We start from the raw sequence: 22,711 nt of genomic DNA, 5'->3' as shown, positions 1-22,711 counted from the left end.
CTGAGGCGAAACCCTGCGTTGACGGTCCCTCCCGTGCGTTTCGCATCGCGCCTATGCGGAAGCGTGCGTCGGGGAATTGCTCATGCGTGTTTCCATATCAGGTCCGTGCTCTGGCGGGAAGAGCCGCGGAACGACTAGGATCGCAACCATGACCACTGCATCCACAGCATCCTCATCGTCCTCCGCGCCGTTCACCCCCGTCCGCATCCCGCTCGACCCGCAGCTCGTCGAGATCCGCCACTACCTGCACGCGCACCCCGAGCGCAGCTTCAGGGAATTCGAGACCAGCAAGTACCTGGCCGGGCAGCTTCGGGACCACGGCATCACCGTGCTGGACCTGCCCAAGCCCCTCGAAACCGGCGTGATCGGCCTCATCGAGGGCACCGCCGGCCCGGGCCCGCGCGTGGGGCTCCGGGCGGACATCGACGGCCTGCCGGTGCACGAGGAGACCGGCCTGCCGTACGCCTCCGTGAACGAGGGCGTCATGCACGCCTGCGGCCATGACTTCCACATGGCCGGCCTGCTGGGCGCGGCGTTCTGGCTCGCCGAGCACCGCGACCGATTCGCCGGCTCCGTGAAGATCGTCTTCCAGCCCGCCGAGGAGCTGGGGGAGGGCGCCCACCGTTGCATCGAGGCAGGCGTGGCCGACGACGTGGACGCGATGGCCGGCACGCACAACAACCCGAACTACAAGCCCGGCGAGGTGGCGGTGGGCGTGGAGCCCATGATGGCCGGATGCGTGAAGTTCCGCGTGTCCCTGCACGCCACCGGCACGCACGCCGGCTACCCGCACAAGGGCACCGGCCCGATCGAGGCGCTCGCCAGCATGATCCTCGCCCTGCAGACCATCGTGAGCCGCAACGTCTCGCCGTTCCACGCGGTCGTGGTCTCCATCACGGAGGTGCACGGCGGCGACGTGTGGAACGTGGTGCCCGCCGAAGCCGGCTTCCAGGGCACCGTGCGCTTCTTCGACCAGGCCGACGAGCGGATCGTGGCCAGTCGCTTCCGCGAGCAGGTGGAGGACACCGCGCGCGCCTACGGCATCACGGCGGACATCGTCTGGGACGTGAACCAGCGACCGCTCGTGGGCGACCCGAAGCTCAGCGAGACCGTCGCCGACGACGTGCCCGCCTATGCCAAGCTGCGCCCGATCCGCCCGTCCATGGCCGGCGAGGACTTCGAGGAGTTCTCCCGCCACGTCCCGGTCGTCTTCGCGTTCATCGGCTCCAACGGCGAGCTCGGATGCCCCGACTGGCACAGCCCCAACTTCATCGGTCTCGACGGCGCGATCGAGCCGGCCGTGAACTTCTACGCCAACGCCGCGCTGCGCCTGCTCCGGGAACTCGCGTAGCCGGGAGCGGCACACCCGCGCCCGCATGCCCTCCGCGGCATCGCCTGCGCTGCGTCGGCGGCAATGTGCCCACGGTGTGCCTACGCCGTGCCCACGGTGTCGCCGGCGAATTGCGGGAGCCCCCGACTTTCCGGGGCCGCCGGACCCCGCCCAGTTCACCGGGGCGAATTACACTGTCATCTATGAGTGAGACACCGATGAGTGAGATTCGTTTTGCACTGGCCCAGATCGACACCTGCGTGGGCGACTTGGACGGCAACGCCGACAAGGTTCTCGACTACGCCCACCGCGCCGCCAAGCGCGGAGCCGAGGTGGTGGTGTTCCCCGAGATGACGCTGACCGGATACCCGATCGAGGACCTGGCCCTGCGCGCCACGTTCCGCAAGGCCGCGTGGGACAAGGCCAACTGGCTCGCGGTGGAGCTCGCCGCCGACGGGCTGGGCGACCTGTACGTGGTGGTCGGCACCGTGGGCAGCGCCGCCGCCGAGGCCGGGCAGGACCCGCGCGACGCCAAGCCGACGAACCGTCTCGTCGTGCTGCACGACGGCGTGGTGTGGTCCGGCTACGACAAGCACTTCCTGCCCAACTACGGCGTGTTCGACGAATTCCGCATCTTCTCGTCCGGCGGGCGCTCCGTCGCATTCGAAGTGAACGGCCGCAAACTCGGCGTGGCGATCTGCGAGGACATCTGGCAGGACGGCGGCCCGGTCGCCGAACTCGCCAAGGAGCATATCGACGTGCTCGTCACCATCAACGGCAGCCCGTACGAGGAGGGCAAGACCCACGTGCGCCGCGAGATCGCCGCCAAGCGCGCCGCCGAGGTGAACGCGCCGATCATCTACGTCAACCAGGTGGGCGGGCAGGACGACCTCGTCTTCGACGGCGGCTCCTTCGTGCTCGACGCCGACGGCGCGCTCGTGGAGCGCTCCCCGCAGTTCGTGGAGGACCTGAGCCTGTTCACGCTCGGCGCGGACGGCAGGGCGCTGCCCTCCACGATCGCCCCGGACCTCGATCCGGACGAGGAGGTCTACACGGCCTGCGTGCTGGGCCTCAAGGACTACATGGCCAAGAACCGCTTCACCGGCGTGTGCCTGGGCCTGTCCGGCGGCATCGACTCCGCGCTCGTGGCCGCCATGGCCGCCGACGCGTGCGGCGGCGCGAACGTGTGGGGCATCTCCATGCCGAGCATGTACTCCTCCGACGGCTCCAAGGACGACGCGGCCGATCTGGCCCGCAACATCGGAGCCCACTACGACGTGCAGCCCATCGAGCCGCTGTTCGTCGCGTTCCAGCGCCAGCTCGACCTGCACGACGTGGCGGCCGAGAACCTGCAGGCCCGCATCCGCGGCGTGATCGTCATGGCCTACTCGAACTCCAAAGGCGTGCTCGCCCTCGCCACCGGCAACAAGTCGGAGCTGGCCTGCGGCTACTCCACCATCTACGGCGACGCGGTGGGCGGCTACGCGCCGATCAAGGACCTCCTCAAGACCCGCGTGTGGGAGCTGGCCCGCTGGCGCAACAGGGCCGCGGCCGCCGGCATGGGCATCGGGGGCTTGAGGATCGTGGGCAACGAGTCCGGGGAGCCGGGCGTCGCATTGCCCGACGGCGTGATGATCCCCGTCAACTCGATCACCAAGGCGCCGAGCGCCGAGCTGCGTCCCGGGCAGAAGGACTCCGACTCCCTGCCCGAGTACGCGCTGCTCGACCGGGTGCTCGCCGCGTACATCGAGCACGCGCACGGCCGCGCGGACCTGCTGGCCGACGGCTTCGACGAGAAGACCGTGGACACGGTGATGCGGCTCGTGGACCGCGCCGAATGGAAGCGCCGCCAGTACCCGCTCGGCCCCAAGGTGACGGCCCTCGCGTTCGGACGCGACCGCCGTCTGCCCGTGACCAGCGCGTTCCGCGAATAGACCGTCCCCGCGGCTCCCCGGAAAAGGGGAGCCGTTTTCATAGCGAAGACAGCGAAGACAGCGAAAGGCAAGGCAATCCGATGGCAGACAAGCAGTGGTACTTCAACACGGTGACGGGCGAGCCGGAGCTCGGCAAGATCTCCCCGATCTCCCGCCGCATGGGACCGTACGTCTCGCGCGAGGAGGCGCTCAAGGCGTGGGACATCGTGCGCGAGCGCAACCGCAGGTGGGAGCGTCAGGACGCCGACTGGAGGGGAGAGCGGCCGGAGGGCGGCGAGCCCGATTCCAACGATGGAAACGCCTGAAAGAGGGCTGGGGCGACCGGGCGAAAACCCTTGGAAATACTCGCATCTGTGACGCTTGTCACAAAACCGACAAATGTGACATACATCACGGCAAAACCCAAGGTTTCGCCCAGTTTCCCCGCTACACTAGTCAATTGACGACAGCGCATGGATGCGCTGACGATGATCACCAAGGAGTGAGTATGGCAGCAGTTGAGCAAACCGCAGTCTCTCAGGAAGAGCTCGAGGCCAAGGCCTGGGCCGGCTTCACCGAGGGCAACTGGCAGAAGGATATCGACGTCCGCGACTTCATCCAGAAGAACTACACCCCGTACGAGGGCGACGAGTCCTTCCTGGCGAACGCCACCGAGAAGACCAAGCACCTCTGGAAGTACCTTGACGACAACTACCTGGCCGTCGAGCGCAAGCAGCGCGTCTACGACGTGGACACCCACACCCCGGCCGGCATCACCGCCTTCCCGGCTGGCTACATCGATTCCCCGGAGGTCGACAACGTGATCGTCGGCCTGCAGACCGACGTCCCCTGCAAGCGCGCCATGATGCCGAACGGCGGCTGGCGTATGGTCGAGCAGGCCATCAAGGAGGCCGGCAAGGAAGTCGATCCTGAGGTCAAGAAGATCTTCACGGTCTACCGCAAGACCCACAACGACGGCGTCTTCGGCGTCTACACCAAGGACATCAAGATCGCCCGCCACAACAAGATCCTCACCGGTCTGCCGGATGCCTACGGCCGTGGCCGCATCATCGGCGACTACCGTCGTGTCGCCCTGTACGGCGTGAACACCCTGATCAAGTTCAAGCAGCGCGACAAGGACTCCATCCCGTACCGCAACGACTTCACCGAGCCGGAGATCGAGCACTGGATCCGCTTCCGCGAAGAGCACGACGAGCAGATCAAGGCCCTGAAGCAGCTCATCAAGCTGGGCGCCGAGTACGGTCTGGATCTGTCCCGCCCGGCCCAGAACGCTCACGAGGCCGTGCAGTGGACCTACATGGGCTACCTCGCCTCCGTGAAGTCCCAGGACGGCGCCGCCATGTCCTTCGGCCGCAACTCCGCCTTCTTCGATTGCTACTTCGAGCGCGACCTGAAGAACGGCACCATCACCGAGACCGATGCTCAGGAGATCATCGACAACATCGTGATGAAGCTGCGCATCGTCCGCTTCCTGCGCACCAAGGACTACGACAACATCTTCTCCGGTGATCCTTACTGGGCGACCTGGTCCGACGCCGGCTTCGCCGACGACGGCCGTCCGCTGGTCACCAAGACCTCGTTCCGTCTGCTCAACACCCTGACCCTTGAGCACCTCGGACCTGGCCCTGAGCCGAACATCACCATCTTCTGGGATCCGAAGCTGCCGGAGGGCTACAAGCGCTTCTGCGCCAAGATCTCCATCGACACCTCGGCCATCCAGTACGAGTCCGACAAGCAGATCCGCGCCCACTGGGGCGACGACGCCGCCATCGCCTGCTGCGTCTCCCCGATGCGCGTCGGCAAGCAGATGCAGTTCTTCGCCGCCCGCGTGAACTCCGCCAAGGCCCTGCTGTACGCCATCAACGGCGGCCGCGACGAGATGACCGGCATGCAGGTCATCGACAAGGGCGTCATCGAGCCGGTTCAGCCGGAAGCCGACGGCACCCTGAACTACGAGAAGGTCAAGGCCAACTACGAGAAGGCTCTCGAGTGGCTGTCCGAGACCTACGTCAAGGCGCTGAACATCATCCACTACATGCACGATAAGTACGCGTACGAGTCCATCGAGATGGCCCTGCACGACAAGGAAGTGTACCGTACCCTTGGTTGCGGTATGTCCGGTCTGTCCATCGCCGCCGACTCGCTGTCCGCCTGCAAGTACGCCAAGGTGTACCCGATCTACAACAAGGACGCCAAGAACCTTGAGGGCCACGAGTACGAGTACGTCGAGGGCGCTGACGACGATCTGGTCGTCGGCTACCGCACCGAGGGCGAGTTCCCGATCTACGGCAACGACGACGATCGCGCCGACTCCATCGCCAAGTGGGTTGTCTCCACGGTGATGGGCCAGGTCAAGCGTCTGCCCGTGTACCGCGGCGCCGTCCCGACCCAGTCCATCCTGACCATCACCTCCAACGTCGAGTACGGCAAGAACACCGGTTCCTTCCCGTCCGGCCACAAGAAGGGCACCCCGTACGCCCCGGGCGCGAACCCGGAGAACGGCATGGACTCCCACGGCATGCTGCCGTCCATGTTCTCCGTCGGCAAGATCGACTACAACGACGCTCTTGACGGCATCTCGCTGACCAACACCATCACCCCTGATGGCCTCGGTCGCGACGAGGAGGAGCGCATCGGCAACCTGGTCGGCATCCTCGACGCCGGCAACGGCCACGGCCTCTACCACGCGAACATCAACGTTCTGCGCAAGGAGACCATGGAGGACGCCGTCGAGCACCCGGAGAAGTACCCGCACCTGACCGTGCGCGTCTCCGGCTACGCGGTGAACTTCGTCAAGCTCACCAAGGAGCAGCAGCTCGACGTGATCTCCCGTACGTTCCACCAGGGCTCCGTCACCGACTGATCTCGGTGCTAGAACCGCGTAAACGGTAGAACACGAAGGGGCGGGGCTATAATCGGTCCCGCCCCTTTTCATATACTTTTCGACCCCGCATATCATCCACGGAGAAAGGACAAGGATGTCTGAAGCCACCCAATTCCGCACCACGACACGGCACATGCTCAAGGAGTCCAAGGAGTACGCCAGCCAAACGTTGATGGGTGGGCTCTCCGGATTCGAATCCCCGATCGGCCTCGACCGCCGCGACCGCATCAAGGCGCTGCGCTCCGGCGACGTGGGCTTCGTGCACTCGTGGGACATCAACACGTCTGTCGACGGCCCGGGCACCCGCATGACCGTCTTCATGAGCGGCTGCCCGCTGCGCTGCCAGTACTGCCAGAACCCCGACACCTGGAAGATGCGCGACGGCCAGCCCGTGTACCTCGACGCCATGATCAAGAAGGTCGACCGCTACAAGGACCTGTTCAAGGCCACCGGCGGCGGCATCACGTTCTCCGGCGGCGAGTCCATGATGCAGCCCGCGTTCGTCTCCCGTGTGTTCCACGCCGCCAAGGAGATGGGCGTGCACACCTGCCTCGACACCTCCGGCTTCCTCAACGCCAACTACACCGACGAGATGATCGACGACATCGACCTGTGCCTGCTCGACGTCAAGTCCGGCAACGAGGAGACCTACAAGAAGGTCACCGGCGGCACGCTCGCCCCGACCATCGAGTTCGGCCACCGCCTGCGCGACCGCGGCAAGAAGATCTGGGTGCGCTTCGTGCTCGTCCCCGGCCTCACCGACTCCGAGGAGAACGTCGACGAGGTGGCGCGCATCTGCAAGTCCTTCGGCGACTCGCTGGAGCATGTGGACGTGCTCGGCTTCCACCAGCTCGGCCGCCCGAAGTGGCATGAGCTGCGCATCCCGTACCCGCTCGAGAACCAGAAGGGGCCGTCCGCCAAGCTGCGCGAACGCGTCGCCAACCAGTTCAAGGACTACGGCCTGACCGTCTACTGAGCCCGTCCGCCAAGCCCGTCCGCCGCGCTTGCCATCGCCCAATCGGTCCAACCTGCGCACTCCGGTTCGCGGATTGGACCGATCGGGCGTTTTTCGGCCCTTTTCGGGGCGGTATTTTCGTCGGATCGGTCCAACGTGCGATTCGAGGGGCGCAGGTTGGACCGATCGGATGATTTTCCGGCCTTGCACAGCGTATTCGCCTCACTGCGCGTCGCGCATTCTCCCGATCGTTCCAATCCGTCCGTTCCAATGCGCGGGTTGGAACGATCGGATATTGCCGTTCTTTGCGCAATGCCGCATTCCTGCGCGATCGTTCCAACCCGCGCCGCTTGAAACGTAGCTTGGACCGATCAGGCATTTTTCGGGCCTTCCGGAGGCGCATTTTGCGGTCGATCGTTCCAACGCGCGTTGCACAGGGCGCAGGTTGGACCGATTGCCGCGGTCAGGCGCAGTCATACGTGATCGGACTTGGCCGGCGCGACACGCCGGGCGGCCGGCGCGACCCGCAATGCGCGGATTCGCCCGGCGCACCGCGTAGCCTTGAATCATGGCCAGCATCTTTCGGTTTCCGGGTGCGGACGTCCCGGCTGACTTGGAGGACATGCGGCGCGATGCGGCGCCCGTGCCCCGGGCCGCCGACGCCGTACCGGCCAACGCGCCGGCCAACGCACCGGCGAATGCGCCCTCGGAGGCGTCCGCCGGCGTGCCCACGGATGTTCCCGCGGGCGTTCCCGCCGACGTGCTTGCGGCGGTGGCGTCGGTCAAGGCCATGCCGCGCGTCGAAGGCGTGTCCTACCGCGAAATCCCCGTGCCCTCCGGCCTGTGCGACTACGGCATCGGCGTGGAGATCGCGTGCGGCGAAGGCCGGCGCTCCGGCTGGATCATGGTGCTCCACGACCGCCGTCCCAACCCCGCGTGGCGCTCCCGCTGGCGGTGCGTCGCCCTGCTGGCCATGCCGATGGATTCCGGCCCCTCCGACACCCACGCCAACCACGCGCTCGCCGCGGACATGGCATGGGACGGCGTGATGGACGTACTGCAGCCGCTCGCCCTGCCCGGCAGCCTCGACGGCACGGTCACCGTAGCCAGCAACGCGCGCTATCCGGCCGATCACGGACCCCACATCGACGACTGCTCCCTGGAGATACGGGTGTCATGGACACCTGCCACCATGGAGACGCAGGATGCCGACGCCGGCGCGCACGTCGCCGCCTGGGCGCGGTTCGCATCCTCAATCGTCGTTGAATGATCCGGTCGCAAGACCGTCCGTGAAGGAGCCGCCGCCGTGAACGCAGCCGATGAGCCTCGTCTGCTGGCCGAACCGCGCGGGGGAGTGCCCGAGCTGACCGACACGCTCGACGCATTCCGCCGCGTGATCCAACGTTTCGCACAGGGCACGGGGTCCGTGGCCGCCGACGCCGAGCGCGCGTCCGGCTTCCGCTACGGGCACGAGGACTGGCTCGTGCAGTTCAAGCGCGAAGGCGCGGGCATCGCGCTCGTCGACCCCATCGCCGTGGCCGCCGAGGGCGGCAGCTGGGACGACTTCAACCTCGCGGTGGGCGACTCGGCGTGGATCCTGCACGACTCGCTTCAGGACCTGCCCGGCTTCGCGGATCTGGGCATGCGCCCCAAGGCCCTGTTCGACACCGAAATGGCCGCGCGCATGCTCGGCCTGCACCGCTTCGGGCTGGCCGCCGTCACCGAGCACTTCCTGGGGCTCACGCTCGCCAAGGAGCATTCCGCCGCCGACTGGTCGTACCGTCCACTGCCGCGCGACTGGCGCAACTACGCGGCGCTGGACGTGGAGCTGCTCATCGAGCTGGAGGACCGCATGACCGCCGAGCTCAGGCGGCAGGGCAAGGACGGCTGGGCGCGCGAGGAGTTCGCGTACCTGCTCGCCAAGGGCATGGCCCCGCGGGAGCGTTCGCCCCAGCCGTGGCGGCACATCTCGCGCATCAACGTGCTCGCCCGCGACCGGCGGGGCCTTGCGGTCGCCCGCGCCCTGTGGACCCGGCGCGACGAGATCGCCCGCCGGTACGACATCTCCCCGAACCTGCTGCTCGCCGATGCGTCGATCATCGAGGCGGCGGTCAAAAAGCCGCGCAACGCCCGCGAATTCCGCGCCATCCGCTCGCTCAACGAGCGCGTGCGCGTCCACACCGGCAGCGAGCAGGACAAGATGTTCGAGCGGTACGCGCCCATCCAGCGCGAGGTCAAGCCCTCCGTGTGGAAGGACGCGATCGGCGAGGCGCTGGCCCTCAAGCCCGACGACTGGCCCGTGCCGCCGCCCCCCGCGTCCGACGAGGGCAACGCCCCGCGCTCCATGCGCTACTGGGAGGACCGCCACCCCGAGCGCTACGCCCGCCTGCAGGCGGCGCGCAGGGTGATCAACCAGATCGCCGAGGACACGCGCACCCCGGCCGACGTCATCGTCAAGCCGCAGTACATCCGCAACCTGTGCTGGACCGACGAACCGGCGTCGCGCGACGTGGCGGAGTTCCTCGCCGGGCAGGGCGCAAGGCGCTGGCAGGTCGGTCTGATCGCAGCGTCCGTGACCCGCGCTATTATGTAACGGTTGCCTTTTGGCAGAACTGTATGGTTTCAAGAATATTGGAGCATAAACGTGAAAATCAGCGTTCGTAACCTCGAGCCGACCAAGGTGAAGCTCACCGTCACCGTTGACCCGGAGGAGTTCAACCCGTACCTCGACGCCGCCCGCAAGGAGATCGGCAAGCAGGTCAACGTCCCCGGCTTCCGCAAGGGCCACGTGCCCGGCAAGATCATCGACCAGCGCATCGGCTTCGGCGCCGTCGCCGGCGAGGCCGTGAACTCCGCGGTCCCGGAGCTGTACTCCAAGGCCCTCGAGGAGAAGAAGATCCACCCGATGGCCCAGCCGGAGATCGACGTGCAGGACGTGCCGGCCTCCGCCAAGGACGAGACCAAGCTCAAGTTCGTGGCCACCGTCGAGCGTCGTCCCGACGTTGAGCTCCCGGAGCTCAACGGCCTCGAGATCGAGGTCGCCAAGCCCGCCGTATCCGACGAGGACGTGGATAAGCGCCTCGAGAACCTGCGCCAGCGCTTCGGCACCCTGGTCGGCGTGGACCGCCCGGCCGCCAAGGGCGACTTCGCCAACATCGACCTGACCGCCTCCATCGACGGCGAGACCGTCGACTCCCAGGAGGGCGTGAGCTACGAGCTCGGTTCCGGCACCATGCTCGACGGCATCGACGAGGCCCTCGAGGGCCTGTCCGCCGGCGAGGAGACCACCTTCGAGTCCACCCTGCAGGGCGGCGACCACGAGGGCGAGAAGGCCCAGGTCAAGGTGAAGGTCAACTCCGTGAAGGCCGAGGAGCTCCCGGAGCTCAACGACGACTTCGCCCAGGAGGCCTCCGAGTTCGACACGCTCGACGAGCTCAAGGCCGACGTGCGCAAGCAGTGCGAGGCGGACCTCGAGGCCCGTCAGGCCACCGACGCCCGCGACGCCTTCATCGCCAAGCTGCAGGAGGGTCTCGAGATCCCGCTGCCGAAGGGCGTGAAGAAGGAGATGATCGAGCAGCAGCTCAAGAACGTGACCGCCGACCCGGCCAAGGCCACCGACGAGCAGAAGAAGGAAGCCGAGGAGACCGTCGAGAAGGAACTGCGCGACCAGATCGTGCTCGACGTCCTCGCCGAGAAGATGGACGTGAAGGTCTCCCAGAACGAGGTCTTCCAGTTCCTCGCCTCCATCGCCCAGCAGTACGGCATGGACCCGAACCGCTTCATCCAGGCCATCATCCAGAACGGCCAGATCGGCTCCGCCGTGCAGGAAGTCGGCCGCTCCAAGGGCATGGTCGCCGGCATGAAGGCCGTGACCTTCAAGGACACCGAGGGCAACGCCCTTGACCTGTCCAAGTTCCTGGGCGAGGCCGCCGAGGAAGAGGAGGAGCAGTCCGTCGAGGCCGCCTCCGCCGCTGCCGCCGTGGCCGACGAGATCGCCAACAAGGACGACAAGGCCGCCGACGCCGAGTGAGCCGGTGAGGCCGTACGCGTCTAGCACGCGGCCCGCATCGGTCGCGTAAGTACAGGCAACGAGCCCGGGACCCGAGTGGTTCCGGGCTCTGCTTTTGTCCGGGCATCATCCCGATCGCGTGGAGGAACGAACATGGAACGGAACGTTGACGTCAAACGTCTGGGCTGGATCGCGGCGGCGATCGCCGTGCTCGGCGCGCTGATCGGCGCGGGCGCGGGCCTGCTCACACTGCTGCTGTACGGCGTCGAGCGCGTGATGCTCGGCTACGTCGAGGGGTCGGGTCAGCCCGGGCCGTTCGCCGTGCCCGCCGTGCGCAGGGGCCTGTCGGTGGTCGCCGGGCTCGCGATTGCCGGCGTCGCGTGGTACCTGCTGCGCGGCAGGACCGCCAAGGTGCCGTCGGTCAAGAGGGCCGTGGCGGGCGACCGCATGCCCGTGTGGCAGACCGTGGTCCACGTGGCGCTGCAGATCTTCATCGTGGGCTCCGGCGCGTCGATCGGCCGCGAGGTCGCCCCGCGCGAACTCGGCGCGATGCTGGCCCAGCGCTTCTGCGACCTGTTGCGCATCGACGGGGAGCACGGCCTCGACCGGCGCACGGTGGTCGCCGTCGCCGCGGGCGCGGGCCTGGGCGGCGTGTACGACGCGCCGCTGGCCGGCATGTTCTTCGCCGTGGAGATCCTGCTGGCGGACGTGACGATCGAGAAGGTCGCCTTCGGCCTCGGTATGTCCGCCGTCGCCGCGTTCACGGCCTCCGCCATCAAGGGCCGCCACACGTTCTACGACATCACCGCCATGCAGCCGGAGTCGACGCCGAGCCTCATGCTCTTCGCACTGCTGTGCGGCGCGGCGTGCGGCGTGGCCGGCGCGCTGTTCCGCAGGGGCTCCGCGTGGGCCGAATCGCACAAGCCCAAGGGGCGGGCCATCCTGTGGCGGATGCCGCTGGCCGGCCTCGCCACCGCCGCGGTCGCGGTCTTCGTGCCCGAGGTGATGGGCAACGGGCGCGCCGCCGCCCAGCTCGGGTTCAGCACCTTCCTGTCCGACGCGGCCGGCTCCTCCGGCGCGGTCCAGTCGGCCGAATCCGCTGCCGCCTCGCCATGGACGCTGCTCGCCGGGACGGACGCCGGGCTCGCGGTCAACGCGGGCGCCGCCTCCACGCGGGCGCACGTGTGGGCCATGCTCGGCGTGCTGGCGCTCGCGTTCGCCGCCAAGGCCGTGGTCACGCTGCTCACGATCCGCTCCGGGGCCTCCGGCGGCGTGCTCCAGCCGGGCATCGCCCTCGGCTCCACGCTGGGCGCGATGCTGGGCCTCATGTGGCTGTTCGCGTTCCCCTCGGATTCGGTGGCCGCCTGCGCGCTGATCGGCGCCGCGGCGCTGCTGTCCGCCTCCCAGCAGGCCCCGCTCATGGCCACGTGCCTGGTCATGGAGCTCAGCGGGGCGCCGATCGCGTTCTTCGTGCCGGTCGGACTGGCCGTGGCCGTCTCCGCGCTCGTCTCCTCGTTCATGGTCGGGCGGATGGGCAGGCGGGCGGACAAGCGGGCGGCCAAGTAGGCCGCCGAGCGGGCCGGCCGTTGCGCGGGGAGCCGAAAGACGGGCGAAACCGGGACGCGCGTCGGTTGGAGTCGGTAGGATGGACGGTGTTTGTGCAATGTATGAAGGAGACAAGGTGAGCGATTTTGCAACCCTGCCCATGATGGCCGGCGAGGACGCCCCCGCGGGTCCCATGGATCCGATTTTCAACCGTCTTTTGAAGGACCGCATCATCTGGCTCGGCGAGGAGGTGGCCGACGCGATGGCCAACCGCATCTGCGCCCAGATGCTCATGCTCGCGGCCGAGGACCCGAAGAAGGACATCTGGCTGTACATCAACTCGCCCGGCGGCTCGATCACCGCCGGCATGGCCATCTACGACACCATGCAGCTCATCGAGCCGGACGTGGCCACCGTGGGCCTGGGCATGTGCGCCTCCATGGGCCAGTTCCTGCTGAGCTCCGGCACCAAGGGCAAGCGCTTCCTCACCTCGCACGCCCGCGTGCTCATGCACCAGCCGTCCGGCGGCGTGGGCGGCACCACGACCGACGTGCGCATCAACGCCGAGCTCATCATGGACATGAAGCGCACCATGGCCGAGCTCACGGCCGAGCAGACCGGCCACACGGTGGAGGAGATCTACCGCGACAACGAATACGACCACTGGTACACCGCGCAGCAGGCGCTCGAGTACGGCTTCGTGGACAAACTCGTCACCAACGCCGGCTCGATGAGCGCCGCGCAGCACAACGGCGAGAACGCCTGACGGGAAGGAGCAAACACATCATGGCAAGCGAAGAAGCCCGTTTCGTGGCCCGCGCCCAGCGTCTGGCCGGCCCGCAGGCCCGCTACATCCTGCCGCAGTTCGAGGAGAAGACCCCGTACGGCTACAAGCGCCAGGACCCGTACACCCGCCTGTTCGAGGACCGCATCGTCTTCATGGGCGTGCAGGTGGACGACACCTCCGCCGACGACATCATGGCCCAGTTGCTGGTGCTCGAGTCGCAGGATCCGAACCGCGATGTGACGGTGTACATCAACTCGCCCGGCGGCTCCATGACGGCCATGACCGCTATCTACGACACCATGCAGTACATCAAGCCGGACGTGGCCACCGTGTGCCTCGGCCAGGCCGCCTCCGCCGCCGCGATCCTGCTGGCTGCCGGCGCGCACGGCAAGCGCCTCATGCTGCCGAACGCCCGCGTGCTCATCCACCAGCCCGCCATGGGCCAGGACTTCGGCAAGGCCACCGAGATCGAGCTGCAGGCCAAGGAAATGATCCGCCTGCGCGAATGGCTCGAGAACACGCTCGCCAAGCACACTGGCCAGGATCCCGAGAAGATCCGCAAGGACATCGAGGTCGACACCATCCTCACGGCCCCGCAGGCCAAGGAATACGGCATCGTCGACGAGGTGCTCGAGCACCGCAAGTAACGTGCCGGATCCGGCGTCCGGCCGGACACGCGATGCGCTTCGCAGCCCGCGTTCCCGCGCAGTGCGGCTTCATGCAGTACTGTGGGGAATGCGGGCTGCGGCGTATCGGGGACCGCGTCTGCAAGGGAGGAGAACGCCATGGGGCGGGTGATCAGCTACAACGAGGATTCGCCGCGCTGCGAATTCTGCGGCAAGTCCGAGCGCGAGGTGCAGAAGCTCGTCACGGGGCCGAACTGCGCGATCTGCGACGAATGCATTGCGCTGTGCGTCCAAATCATCTCCGACGCGCGCGCCGACGACGCCCGCCGGAACGCGCTCGACCTGCCCAGGCCGCATGAGATCTTCACCTACCTCAACCGCTACATCGTGGGGCAGGAGGCCGCCAAGCGCACGCTCGCCGTGGCCGTGTACAACCACTACAAGCGCGTGAACATGGAGCTCATGGACGCCTCGCAGAAGCTCGCCCGGCAGGCCTCGGAGGCGGTTCCGTCCTCGGCCCCCGGCGGGGAGGGGACGCCGGCCGACCCGCTGGCGGACGTGGAGGTCGCCAAGTCGAACATCCTGCTCATGGGCCCGACCGGCGTGGGCAAGACGTACCTCGCCCAGACGCTCGCCCGCGTGATGCACGTGCCGTTCGTCATCACCGATGCCACCACCCTCACGGAGGCCGGCTACGTGGGCGACGACGTGGAGACCGTGTTGCAGCGCCTGCTCGCGGCCGCGGACGGGGACGTGGACCGCGCCCGCCACGGGATTGTGTACATCGACGAGATCGACAAGATCGCGCGCAAGAGCGGCGAGAACACGTCCATCACGCGCGATGTGTCCGGCGAGGGCGTGCAGCAGGCGCTTTTGAAGATCCTCGAAGGCACGGTCGCCTCCGTGCCCGTGGACGGCACGCGCAAGCACAAGGAGCAGGAGACCGTGCAGCTCGACACGCGCGACATCCTGTTCATCTGCGGCGGCGCGTTCGTAGGGCTCGCGGACATCGTGGCCACGCGGCTGGGCCGGCACGAAAGCGGCTTCGGCGCCTCGTGGCACGACCGCGAGATCGACGACCACGAGCTGCTCGCGCAGGCCAACGCCGACGACCTCGCGGAGTTCGGCCTGCTGCCCGAGTTCATCGGCCGCCTGCCGGTGATCAGCGTGCTCAGGGACCTCACCGCCGACGACCTCGCGGCCATCCTCACCGAGCCGTCCAACGCGCTCACCAAGCAGTACCGCAAGCTGTTCGCCGTGGACGGCGTGGATCTGGTCTTCACCGACGGCGCCGCGCGGGCCATCGCGGACACGGCGATCAGCCAGGGGACCGGCGCGCGCGGGCTGCGCTCGATCATCGAGAAGACTCTCGAGGACACCATGTTCCGCCTGCCGGACATGCACGGCGTGACGCGCGTGGTCGTGGACGAGGACGCGGTGATGGGGCGCGGCGAGCCGAAGCTGGTCGCGGACGGCGATGCGGGTTCCTTGGGCGTGCCGGCGGCCGACCCGGCGGTTGATCCGACGGGGGAGGGCGACGACGTTGCCGGCGACGGCGTGGGGGACGCGGATGCGGAGGATGCCGGCGTGACGGGCGCCGACACGGACGACGCCGGCGAGTTTCATGATTTCCGTGATTTCGGTGACGAGGATGAAGCCGGTTTGGATGTCTGAAAACGTTGGAATTCCGCGCGACATGCCGACGTTTGGACAAATCCGGCAAGAGCGGTAACATATTCGAGTTGCCTGAAGCAAGCACTTCTTCGGAAGGACTGCTTTGACGGGCAACATGCGCCAGTAGCCCAGCGGATTAGAGCAGCTGACTACGGATCAGCAGGTCGCAGGTTCGAATCCTGTCTGGCGCACGTGAAGGTCTCGGCCTGAAAGGGCCGGGTTCTTTCATGAAGGGAGCTATCTCCTTGAAACGGTAGCATGCGCCAGTAGCCCAGCGGATTAGAGCAGCTGACTACGGATCAGCAGGTCGCAGGTTCGAATCCTGTCTGGCGCACTTGAAGCCCTCGCCTCCGCATGGACGCGAGGGCTTTTCCAATTTCCGGCCGTCATGCTGTACGGCCGTCGTGCCGGCGGCGGCGCGGCGCCGACCGCCTCGCCGCCTCCCGTCCGGCTCCCGGAATGAGTTGCCCGGCTCGTGGGCGCTGCGTGCGATCGGGCGCCGGTCGTCCGCAAGGGGCCGTTACAATCAACATGTTCCCGAATTCATGCAAACGGTGGGAACGGAATTGCAGGTGGGCAACATGTCGGGCAAGGGGAATCGACGGAATCGGCGCGGTGGCTTCTGGACCGCGGTCAGGCACATCGCGGCATCGGACCGCATCTCCGGCCTCATCATGCTCGGATTTGCCTTCCTCGGGCTGGTGCTCGCCAACCTGCCGGTCACCGCGGACCTGTTCGGCCACATCGCGGAGACGCACGTCGGCATCCCGCACACCAACATCGACCTGCCCATCGGCCATTGGGCGCAGGACGGGCTGCTCACCGCGTTCTTCCTCGTGGTGGGGCTGGACCTCAAGCAGGAGCTCACCACCGGCTCGCTCGCCAACCCGAAGGCGGCGGCCGTGCCCATGCTGTGCGCGGTGGGCGGCATGCTCGTGCCCCCGGTGCTGTTCCTCGGCGTCACATGGCTGTACTCCGAGTACGCGCCGCCGGGACCCGGCTTCCAGACCATCGCCTCCGGGCAGGTGTTCGACTATGCGACCATCGCGCAGGGCTGGGCCGTGCCCACCGCCACGGACATCGCGTTCTCGCTCGCGGTGCTCGCCCTGTTCGCCAAGGCGCTGCCCGGCTCGATCCGCGCGTTCCTCATGACCCTCGCCACCGTGGACGACCTGCTGGCCATCATCCTCATCGCCGTGTTCTTCTCCTCGCTCAACGCGTGGTACTGGTTCATCGGCATCGCCCTCGCCGCGGCCGCGTGGGCGTGGCTCGTGCGCCGCCGCCGCGTGCCGTGGCTGCTTGCCGCGGTCGTGGGTCTGCTGGCGTGGGTGATGATGTTCGAGGCCGGCGTGCACCCCACGCTGGCAGGCGTGCTGGTGGGCCTGCTCACCCCGTCGCGCGAGATGTTCGGCGAGAAGTCGCCGCGCGCCCATCGCTACCACCACAAGTTGCAGCCGCTGTCCGCGCTCGTCGCCCTGCCGATCTTCGCCCTGTTCGCCACCGGCGTGCGCTTCAGCGAGCTCACCCCGGCGCTCATGGTCTCGCCGGTCGTCGTGGGCATCACCGCGGCGCTCGTGGTGGGCAAACCCACCGGCGTCATGCTCACCGCGTGGCTCACCACGCGCGTGTTCGGGCTGAAGCTCGCCAAGGGGCTCGCCGTGCGCGACCTGTTCCCGGCGGCCTGCGCCTGCGGCATCGGCTTCACCGTCTCGTTCCTCATCGCCTCGCTCGCCTATGCGGACACCGAACTGTCCGCGGAAAGCCGCTTCGGGGTGCTCGTCGCCTCGCTGCTCGCCGCCGCGGTGTCCGGCGTGCTGCTGCACGCGCAGTCCCGGCGCTACGAGGCGGCCGCCGCGGCCGGGCCCAAGGCGGCGCATGCGCCCGCAGCCGTTGCCCCGCAGGAGCGCGAGGGACAGCTGGACGACGGCACGGTCACCATGAGCATGCCCGCGTTCACCCCGGAAACCCTCGAACGGTTCCGCGAACGGTTCCATGAGGACCGGTCCAAGCGCCAATAAGCCCGTATGGGGGCCGTCTGTCGATTTCTGACCTAACATGCCGTTCATCACCGTGCGATGCATTCCCGAAAACGGCGGAACGGCGTTGCATGCATACCGTTTGGAGCGACTCTTTGCCGAGGCGTTGGGGCAGAAATCAGCATGTGCGTGCGATGATGGATGAACAGCGGAAAGGAGCAATGGAATATGGCCAAGAAAGGCAAGAAGAAGGGGGCCGCGAAGGGCGCGGCGACGGCGGACAACAAGCTTGAGGAGCTCGCCACGGCGCTGGTGAGGCCCGACGAGCCGTCCGCGGCGGGATCCGGCGCCACAAGCCCCGTGCAGGGCGCCGCGGGGGAGGACGGCGGCTCGGCGGCTGGCGGCCGTGCGGGCGCCGGCACGGGCGCGGGGCCGGCGTCCGGCGCATCCCCGCTGGGCGAGGCCTACTACCGCGGCCCGGTGCTGCTGCGCGGCTCCATGGTGCCCAAGGACAACACCACCGCCAACCTGCTCGCCGCCGACCAGTCCGCCGACTGGCTGCACATGGACCCGTGGCGCGTGCTGCGCATCCAATCCGAGTTCGTGGACGGCTTCGGCGCGCTCGCCGAACTGGGACCGGCCGTCAGCGTGTTCGGCTCGGCCCGCACACCGCGCACCGACCCGGCCTACAAGGCGGCGCGACACATGGGCAAGCGCATCGCCAAGGCCGGCGTCGCGGTGATCACCGGCGGCGGCCCGGGCATCATGGAGGCGGTCAACAGGGGAGCGGCGCTCGCCGGCGGCAAGTCGGTGGGCCTCGGCATCGAACTGCCGCACGAACAGGGCCTCAACGCATGGGTGAACTTGGGCATGACGTTCCGCTACTTCTTCGTGCGCAAGACCATGTTCCTCAAGTACTCGTCCGGCGTGATCATCTGCCCGGGCGGCTTCGGCACGCTCGACGAGATGTTCGAGGTGCTCACCATGGTCCAGACCCACAAGGTCGCCACCATGCCCGTGGTGCTCTACGATTCGGAATACTGGAAGGGCCTGTTCGCGTGGCTGTCCACCACCGTGCGCGAACACGGCATGATCTCCGCGCTCGACCCGAACCTCGTGGCGATCACCGACGATCCCGACGAGGCCGTGGACGTGGCGTTGAGCGCCATCCGCAAGTCCTGAGGGGCGGGGCTGCGGGCGTCATTCCTTGCGGGGCAGAAAGGATCCCTCGGCCCCGCAAGGAATGACGCGGAAACATATGAGCGTGGCCGCGCCTACCGCTTGATGCTGAGCATGAGCCCGGTGCCGACGGGCGCGAGGGTCGTGTCGAACTCCTCGTCGGCGGCGACGGTGTCCAGCAGGGTGCGCAGCTCGACGGCCTTGTCGCTGCGGTCGGCGGGGTTGAGCAGGCCGCCGTTGGCGTTCGCGCCGGCGAAGGCGAACGCGTCGGTGAAGACGAGCGCGCCGCCCTCGCGCAGCAGGCGCACGGCCTGACGGTAGGCGGGCGCGTAGTTGCCGGCGTCACCGGCCACCACGATGAGGTCGTAGTCCGAGGCGTTGAGCCTGGGCAGGAACTGGCTAGCCGCCACGTTGACCATGCGCAGGGTCGTGTCGGTCTCGTTGTCCAGCTGGGCGAACATGCGGCGGATGAGCGTGGTGCCCTCGGGGGAGGAGTCCACCGCGGTGAGCTGCCCGCCGCCGGCGAGCCCGGCGACCAGCTGGTACGTCTCGACCGCGTTGCACGTGCCGACCATGATGATGGAGCGCGCGCCGGTCAAACGCACGAGCATGCGCAGGAAATCGGCCTGCGACGCCGAGCCCTGCGGGAAGCCCGTCTCCTCGGCGTTGAGCCGCAGCGCGTGCAGCCGGTCCGACTGCCGGGCGAAGGCCGTGTCCTCGGCGAGCTCCCACGCCTTGGCCAGATTGGTGTACGAAGTCTTGTTCATAGCCCCTACAATACCGGTTCGATGTTCGTCAGTGCCGCGGTGGTCGCCCCTTGGCGGGCGTCAGCGTTCGCGCACCTTCGCGATGATCTGCCACATCTCCTCGCCGACGTCGATGCCGCGCGGGCACTGGCGTCCGCAGGCGCGCACCGACTGGCACGCGGCCACGCCGTCCTCCGTGTCGATGGCGTCCAAGCGGTCCATGGTCCTCCCGTCGCGCGAATCGTTGACGAAGCGGGAGGCGGCGATGAGCGCCGCGGGTCCGATGAACGCGTCGCCGCCGGCGAACACCGGGCAGGAACCCTCGCACACGCCGCACGCGATGCAGTTGGTGAGCGTCTCGTATTTGGCCAGCTCCGCGGGGCTTTGCAGGTATTCGAACACGTTGACCTTGCCGTCCGCGGTGGTCCTGAGCTCGCCCTTGGCCTCAAGGTACGGCTTGAGCTTGCGGATCTGGTCGAGCATCGGGTCGATGTCCGCGATGAGGTCGCGCTGCACGGGGAAGCCGGGCAGCGGGGACAGCTCGATCACGCCGCCGTCCGCGGCTGTTTCCCCGGGTTCGCCCTCCTCGCCGGTGCGGCGGAAGCCGTCGTTCCTGATCCACGCGTGCACGGGGGCCGTGCACAGCAGCGTCGGCGTGCCGTTGATCGCCACCGCGTCCGAGCCGCACATGCCGTGGCCGCACGAATAGCGGAAGGCGAGCGTGGGATCCAACGTGCGCTTGACGGTCAGCAGACAGTCGAGCACGGTGTCCTCGGGACGGACGGTGAGCGTGTAGTCCTGCGTCCACTGCTTGCCGCGCGGGCGTCGGCGCGCGCCGGAATCGCCGAACGGGGACGACTTGCGCGCGAACGGGTTCGAGCCGTGGCGGCGCTCGCGTTCGGCGCGCGGTGTGAAGCGATGCACGCGCAGGGTCACGCTGACCATGTCGTTCTCATTGCTCATCACGCCGCTCCTTGCTGCCGTCGTCGGGGTCGCCCGCTGCTTTTCTCGGGTATCCAGTGTGCCACAAGCCACCGTCAGCGGCGAAACGGCGGCTTGCGGCCGTGGCAAATCAGTAGGCGCGGGCCTTGGGCGGGTAGTCGACGATGTGCACCGGCTGCCAGCCGACGCTGTGCCGGGACGCGTCCGACTCGTCCGGGTTCGCCTCGCCGCACAGTTCGATCATGGAGTGCGCGAGGAAGCGCTTGTCGTCGCGCTGCGGGAAGTCGAGCCTGCGCAGCGAGCCGCGCGATTCGGTGCGGGAGTCGGATGCCTTGAGCACGGCCTCGGCGAGGGCGACGAGGTGGCGCGCCTCCCAGATGGCCGTGATCTCCTGATTGAAGGCGGGCGTTCCGTCGTGCGCGCGCAGCGCGTCGGCGCGCGGTTCGAGCTCGTCGCGCAGCGTCGCCAGCGCGGTCCCGATCGTTTCGGCGGTGCATCGCACGGCCACCGCGCGTTCCATCGCGGCGCCCAGATCGGCGAGCAGACGGTACGGGTTGTCGTCGGGCGTCGCGTCTGCGTCGTCAGTATCGTCCGTGTTGTCCGTGCTTCCGGCGAGCAGCGTTTTGGCCTCGTCCTCGCGCGCCTTGGCCGCCGCGTCCACCAGCGGCGCGTACTCGTCGTCGGCCGGGTCCCCGCCCTCGAGCTCGACCTGCGCCACCGGGGCGTCGGCCACGCGCGCGGCGATGGCCTCGCCGGCCCGGGTGCCGAACAGACAGGCGTCGAGCAGGGAGTTGCCGCCCAGACGGTTGGCGCCGTGCACGCTCACGCACGAGCATTCGCCGGCCGCGTACAGGCCCTCCACCACGTCGCGCCGGCCGTCCGCCGGGTCGTCGCCGGACTGGATCCAGCGGTACACCTCGCCGTCGGTGGTGATCGGCACGCCGCCCATGGTGTAGTGGGCGGTCGGCTTGACCGGCACGTACTGCGTGGCCGGATCGATGTTCGCGTAGTCGCGGATCGTCTCGACCACCTGCGGCAGCACGGCCTCCATGTGGTCCCTGTCGATGCCGGTCATGTCCAGCCACACGCAGTCCTTCGGGCCGTCCGGGTCCTTCGGGTCCGCCACGCCTCGGCCGGCGTCCACCTCGGCCATGATCGAGCGGCTCACCACGTCGCGCGCCGCCAGATCCGCGTGCCCCGGCGCATAGCGGGCCATGAACGCCTCGCCGTCCGCGTTCCTCAGCACGCCGCCCTCCGCGCGGGCCGCCTCCGACAGCAGGATGCCCGTGTGCGCCAGACCCGTGGGATGGAACTGCACGAACTCCACGTCCTCGAGCTGCAGGCCGGCGGCCAGCGCCAGCGCCATGCCGTCGCCGGTGAGATCCCAGGAATTGGATGTGGTGCGGAACAGCCTGCCCGCCCCTCCGGTGGCGATGAGCACGTTGCGCGCGTGCACCGCGTGCACGGCGCCGGAATGCGTGTCGTAGGCGACCACGCCGGCCGCGCGCGACTTGGATTCGTCCAGCACCAAGTCGGTCACGTACCATTCCTCGGCGAACTGGACGCCCTGCGCCACGCACTGCTGCCACAGGCTGTGCAGGATCTGGTGGCCGATGCGGTCCGCGGCGTACGCGGCGCGTTTCACCGGCTCGCCGCCGAATTCCGCCGTGTGCCCGCCGAAGCGGCGCTGCGCGATGTGCCCGTCCCCGGTGCGCGAGAACGCCACGCCGTCGTGCTCGAGACGGATCACCGTGGCCGGCGCCTCGCGGGCGAGCAGCGCCGCCGCGTCCTGATCGACCAGCCAGTCGCCGCCCTTGACGGTGTCGTAGTAGTGCCAGTGCCAGTCGTCATGGTCGATGTTGCCGAGGCTCGCCGCGATGCCGCCCTCCGCCGAACCGGTGTGCGAACGCAGCGGCTGGAGCTTCGAGATCACGAGGATCCTCGGGTCCAGCCCCTGCCCCTTCAGCTCGCGGATGTGATCGGAGCGCAACAGGCCCAGCGCCGCGGACAGCCCCGCCGCGCCGGCGCCCACGATCACGGCGTCATACATATCTTCCAACTGCTTCGGACTCATACCCCTGATTCTCGGGACAAGCCCGGACGAGGGCGGCGTGCGCGAACCGC

At 68.1% G+C, this 22,711-nt stretch carries 17 protein-coding genes and 2 tRNA genes; 16 read left to right on the top strand and 3 right to left on the bottom strand.

Annotated features, from left to right (window positions below):
* Positions 1–148: 148 nt before the first annotated feature.
* The 16 genes from DSM100685_RS04495 to DSM100685_RS04420 all read left to right on the top strand — a co-directional run bounded on the left by DSM100685_RS04495 (position 149) and on the right by DSM100685_RS04420 (position 18,902).
* The gene (locus tag DSM100685_RS04495; protein ID WP_152350154.1) at positions 149–1,351 is read left to right on the top strand and encodes a M20 metallopeptidase family protein; all 1,203 of its coding nucleotides are present in this window, start codon (positions 149–151) and stop codon (positions 1,349–1,351) included.
* 197 nt (positions 1,352–1,548) lie between these two features.
* Positions 1,549–3,264: an NAD+ synthase gene (locus tag DSM100685_RS04490; protein ID WP_152350181.1), complete on the top strand. Its 1,716-nt coding sequence runs from the start codon at positions 1,549–1,551 to the stop codon at positions 3,262–3,264.
* A gap of 80 nt (positions 3,265–3,344) precedes the next feature.
* Positions 3,345–3,569 (top strand): hypothetical protein, encoded by a 225-nt coding sequence (locus DSM100685_RS04485; RefSeq protein ID WP_152350153.1) that lies wholly within the window; start codon positions 3,345–3,347, stop codon positions 3,567–3,569.
* A 182-nt stretch (positions 3,570–3,751) separates the two neighbouring features.
* Complete coding sequence (gene pflB, locus DSM100685_RS04480; RefSeq protein WP_152350152.1) at positions 3,752–6,127, top strand: formate C-acetyltransferase; 2,376 nt, start codon at positions 3,752–3,754, stop codon at positions 6,125–6,127.
* 115 nt (positions 6,128–6,242) lie between these two features.
* Complete coding sequence (gene pflA / locus DSM100685_RS04475; RefSeq protein ID WP_152350151.1) at positions 6,243–7,124, top strand: pyruvate formate-lyase-activating protein; 882 nt, start codon at positions 6,243–6,245, stop codon at positions 7,122–7,124.
* A 547-nt stretch (positions 7,125–7,671) separates the two neighbouring features.
* Complete coding sequence (locus tag DSM100685_RS04470) at positions 7,672–8,373, top strand: DUF3000 family protein (RefSeq protein WP_152350150.1); 702 nt, start codon at positions 7,672–7,674, stop codon at positions 8,371–8,373.
* Positions 8,374–8,409: 36 nt separating this feature from the next.
* Positions 8,410–9,696 (top strand): HRDC domain-containing protein, encoded by a 1,287-nt coding sequence (locus DSM100685_RS04465; RefSeq protein ID WP_152350149.1) that lies wholly within the window; start codon positions 8,410–8,412, stop codon positions 9,694–9,696.
* Between the two features lie 51 nt (positions 9,697–9,747).
* The gene (gene tig / locus DSM100685_RS04460; RefSeq protein WP_152350148.1) at positions 9,748–11,133 is read left to right on the top strand and encodes a trigger factor; all 1,386 of its coding nucleotides are present in this window, start codon (positions 9,748–9,750) and stop codon (positions 11,131–11,133) included.
* Positions 11,134–11,265: 132 nt separating this feature from the next.
* Positions 11,266–12,678 carry a chloride channel protein gene (locus DSM100685_RS04455; RefSeq protein ID WP_152350147.1) on the top strand — a complete coding sequence of 471 codons (1,413 nt, stop codon included), beginning with the start codon at positions 11,266–11,268 and terminating at the stop codon, positions 12,676–12,678.
* 142 nt (positions 12,679–12,820) lie between these two features.
* The gene (locus DSM100685_RS04450) at positions 12,821–13,423 is read left to right on the top strand and encodes an ATP-dependent Clp protease proteolytic subunit (protein ID WP_152350180.1); all 603 of its coding nucleotides are present in this window, start codon (positions 12,821–12,823) and stop codon (positions 13,421–13,423) included.
* 20 nt (positions 13,424–13,443) lie between these two features.
* Positions 13,444–14,091: an ATP-dependent Clp protease proteolytic subunit gene (locus DSM100685_RS04445; RefSeq protein ID WP_152350146.1), complete on the top strand. Its 648-nt coding sequence runs from the start codon at positions 13,444–13,446 to the stop codon at positions 14,089–14,091.
* 138 nt (positions 14,092–14,229) lie between these two features.
* Entirely contained in the window at positions 14,230–15,744 is a 1,515-nt protein-coding gene (gene clpX / locus DSM100685_RS04440; protein ID WP_152350145.1) for an ATP-dependent Clp protease ATP-binding subunit ClpX, read from the top strand.
* Between the two features lie 117 nt (positions 15,745–15,861).
* Positions 15,862–15,935, top strand: a tRNA-Arg gene (locus tag DSM100685_RS04435).
* A gap of 69 nt (positions 15,936–16,004) precedes the next feature.
* Positions 16,005–16,078: transfer RNA gene (locus DSM100685_RS04430), tRNA-Arg, on the top strand.
* Positions 16,079–16,325: 247 nt separating this feature from the next.
* Positions 16,326–17,762, top strand: coding sequence for a Na+/H+ antiporter NhaA (locus DSM100685_RS04425; RefSeq protein WP_152350179.1), 1,437 nt, complete (start codon positions 16,326–16,328; stop codon positions 17,760–17,762).
* 186 nt (positions 17,763–17,948) lie between these two features.
* Positions 17,949–18,902, top strand: coding sequence for an LOG family protein (locus DSM100685_RS04420; protein WP_152350144.1), 954 nt, complete (start codon positions 17,949–17,951; stop codon positions 18,900–18,902).
* 92 nt (positions 18,903–18,994) lie between these two features.
* On the opposite strand, the gene DSM100685_RS04415 is transcribed toward DSM100685_RS04420, so the two are convergent.
* From DSM100685_RS04415 to DSM100685_RS04405, 3 genes are all read right to left on the bottom strand, one after another.
* Positions 18,995–19,666, bottom strand: a complete 672-nt coding sequence (locus DSM100685_RS04415) for an O-methyltransferase (RefSeq protein ID WP_152350143.1) — start codon at positions 19,664–19,666, stop codon at positions 18,995–18,997.
* A 60-nt stretch (positions 19,667–19,726) separates the two neighbouring features.
* On the bottom strand, positions 19,727–20,608 hold the full coding sequence (locus tag DSM100685_RS04410) for a succinate dehydrogenase/fumarate reductase iron-sulfur subunit (protein WP_152350142.1): 882 nt from the start codon (positions 20,606–20,608) through the stop codon (positions 19,727–19,729).
* Positions 20,609–20,717: 109 nt separating this feature from the next.
* Entirely contained in the window at positions 20,718–22,661 is a 1,944-nt protein-coding gene (locus tag DSM100685_RS04405; protein WP_152350141.1) for an FAD-binding protein, read from the bottom strand.
* Positions 22,662–22,711: the final 50 nt, after the last annotated feature.

The sequence above is a fragment of the Bifidobacterium avesanii genome (assembly GCF_009299475.1).
GTDB lineage: Bacteria > Actinomycetota > Actinomycetes > Actinomycetales > Bifidobacteriaceae > Bifidobacterium > Bifidobacterium avesanii.
The sequence above is the reverse complement of the archived record's forward strand: the minus strand, read 5'-3'. Positions and strand labels throughout refer to the sequence as shown.

What these genes read in the sequence shown, in the direction of transcription:
- DSM100685_RS04495 (WP_152350154.1), top strand. Translation starts at nt 149, where the DNA reads ATGACCACTGCATCCACAGCATCCTCATCGTCCTCCGCGCCGTTCACC.
- DSM100685_RS04490 (WP_152350181.1), top strand. Translation starts at nt 1,549, where the DNA reads ATGAGTGAGATTCGTTTTGCACTGGCCCAGATCGACACCTGCGTGGGC.
- DSM100685_RS04485 (WP_152350153.1), top strand. Translation starts at nt 3,345, where the DNA reads ATGGCAGACAAGCAGTGGTACTTCAACACGGTGACGGGCGAGCCGGAG.
- pflB (WP_152350152.1), top strand. Translation starts at nt 3,752, where the DNA reads ATGGCAGCAGTTGAGCAAACCGCAGTCTCTCAGGAAGAGCTCGAGGCC.
- pflA (WP_152350151.1), top strand. Translation starts at nt 6,243, where the DNA reads ATGTCTGAAGCCACCCAATTCCGCACCACGACACGGCACATGCTCAAG.
- DSM100685_RS04470 (WP_152350150.1), top strand. Translation starts at nt 7,672, where the DNA reads ATGGCCAGCATCTTTCGGTTTCCGGGTGCGGACGTCCCGGCTGACTTG.
- DSM100685_RS04455 (WP_152350147.1), top strand. Translation starts at nt 11,266, where the DNA reads ATGGAACGGAACGTTGACGTCAAACGTCTGGGCTGGATCGCGGCGGCG.
- DSM100685_RS04450 (WP_152350180.1), top strand. Translation starts at nt 12,821, where the DNA reads ATGGCCGGCGAGGACGCCCCCGCGGGTCCCATGGATCCGATTTTCAAC.
- DSM100685_RS04445 (WP_152350146.1), top strand. Translation starts at nt 13,444, where the DNA reads ATGGCAAGCGAAGAAGCCCGTTTCGTGGCCCGCGCCCAGCGTCTGGCC.
- clpX (WP_152350145.1), top strand. Translation starts at nt 14,230, where the DNA reads ATGGGGCGGGTGATCAGCTACAACGAGGATTCGCCGCGCTGCGAATTC.
- DSM100685_RS04425 (WP_152350179.1), top strand. Translation starts at nt 16,326, where the DNA reads ATGTCGGGCAAGGGGAATCGACGGAATCGGCGCGGTGGCTTCTGGACC.
- DSM100685_RS04420 (WP_152350144.1), top strand. Translation starts at nt 17,949, where the DNA reads ATGGCCAAGAAAGGCAAGAAGAAGGGGGCCGCGAAGGGCGCGGCGACG.
- DSM100685_RS04415 (WP_152350143.1), bottom strand. Translation starts at nt 19,666, where the DNA reads ATGAACAAGACTTCGTACACCAATCTGGCCAAGGCGTGGGAGCTCGCC.
- DSM100685_RS04410 (WP_152350142.1), bottom strand. Translation starts at nt 20,608, where the DNA reads ATGAGCAATGAGAACGACATGGTCAGCGTGACCCTGCGCGTGCATCGC.
- DSM100685_RS04405 (WP_152350141.1), bottom strand. Translation starts at nt 22,661, where the DNA reads ATGAGTCCGAAGCAGTTGGAAGATATGTATGACGCCGTGATCGTGGGC.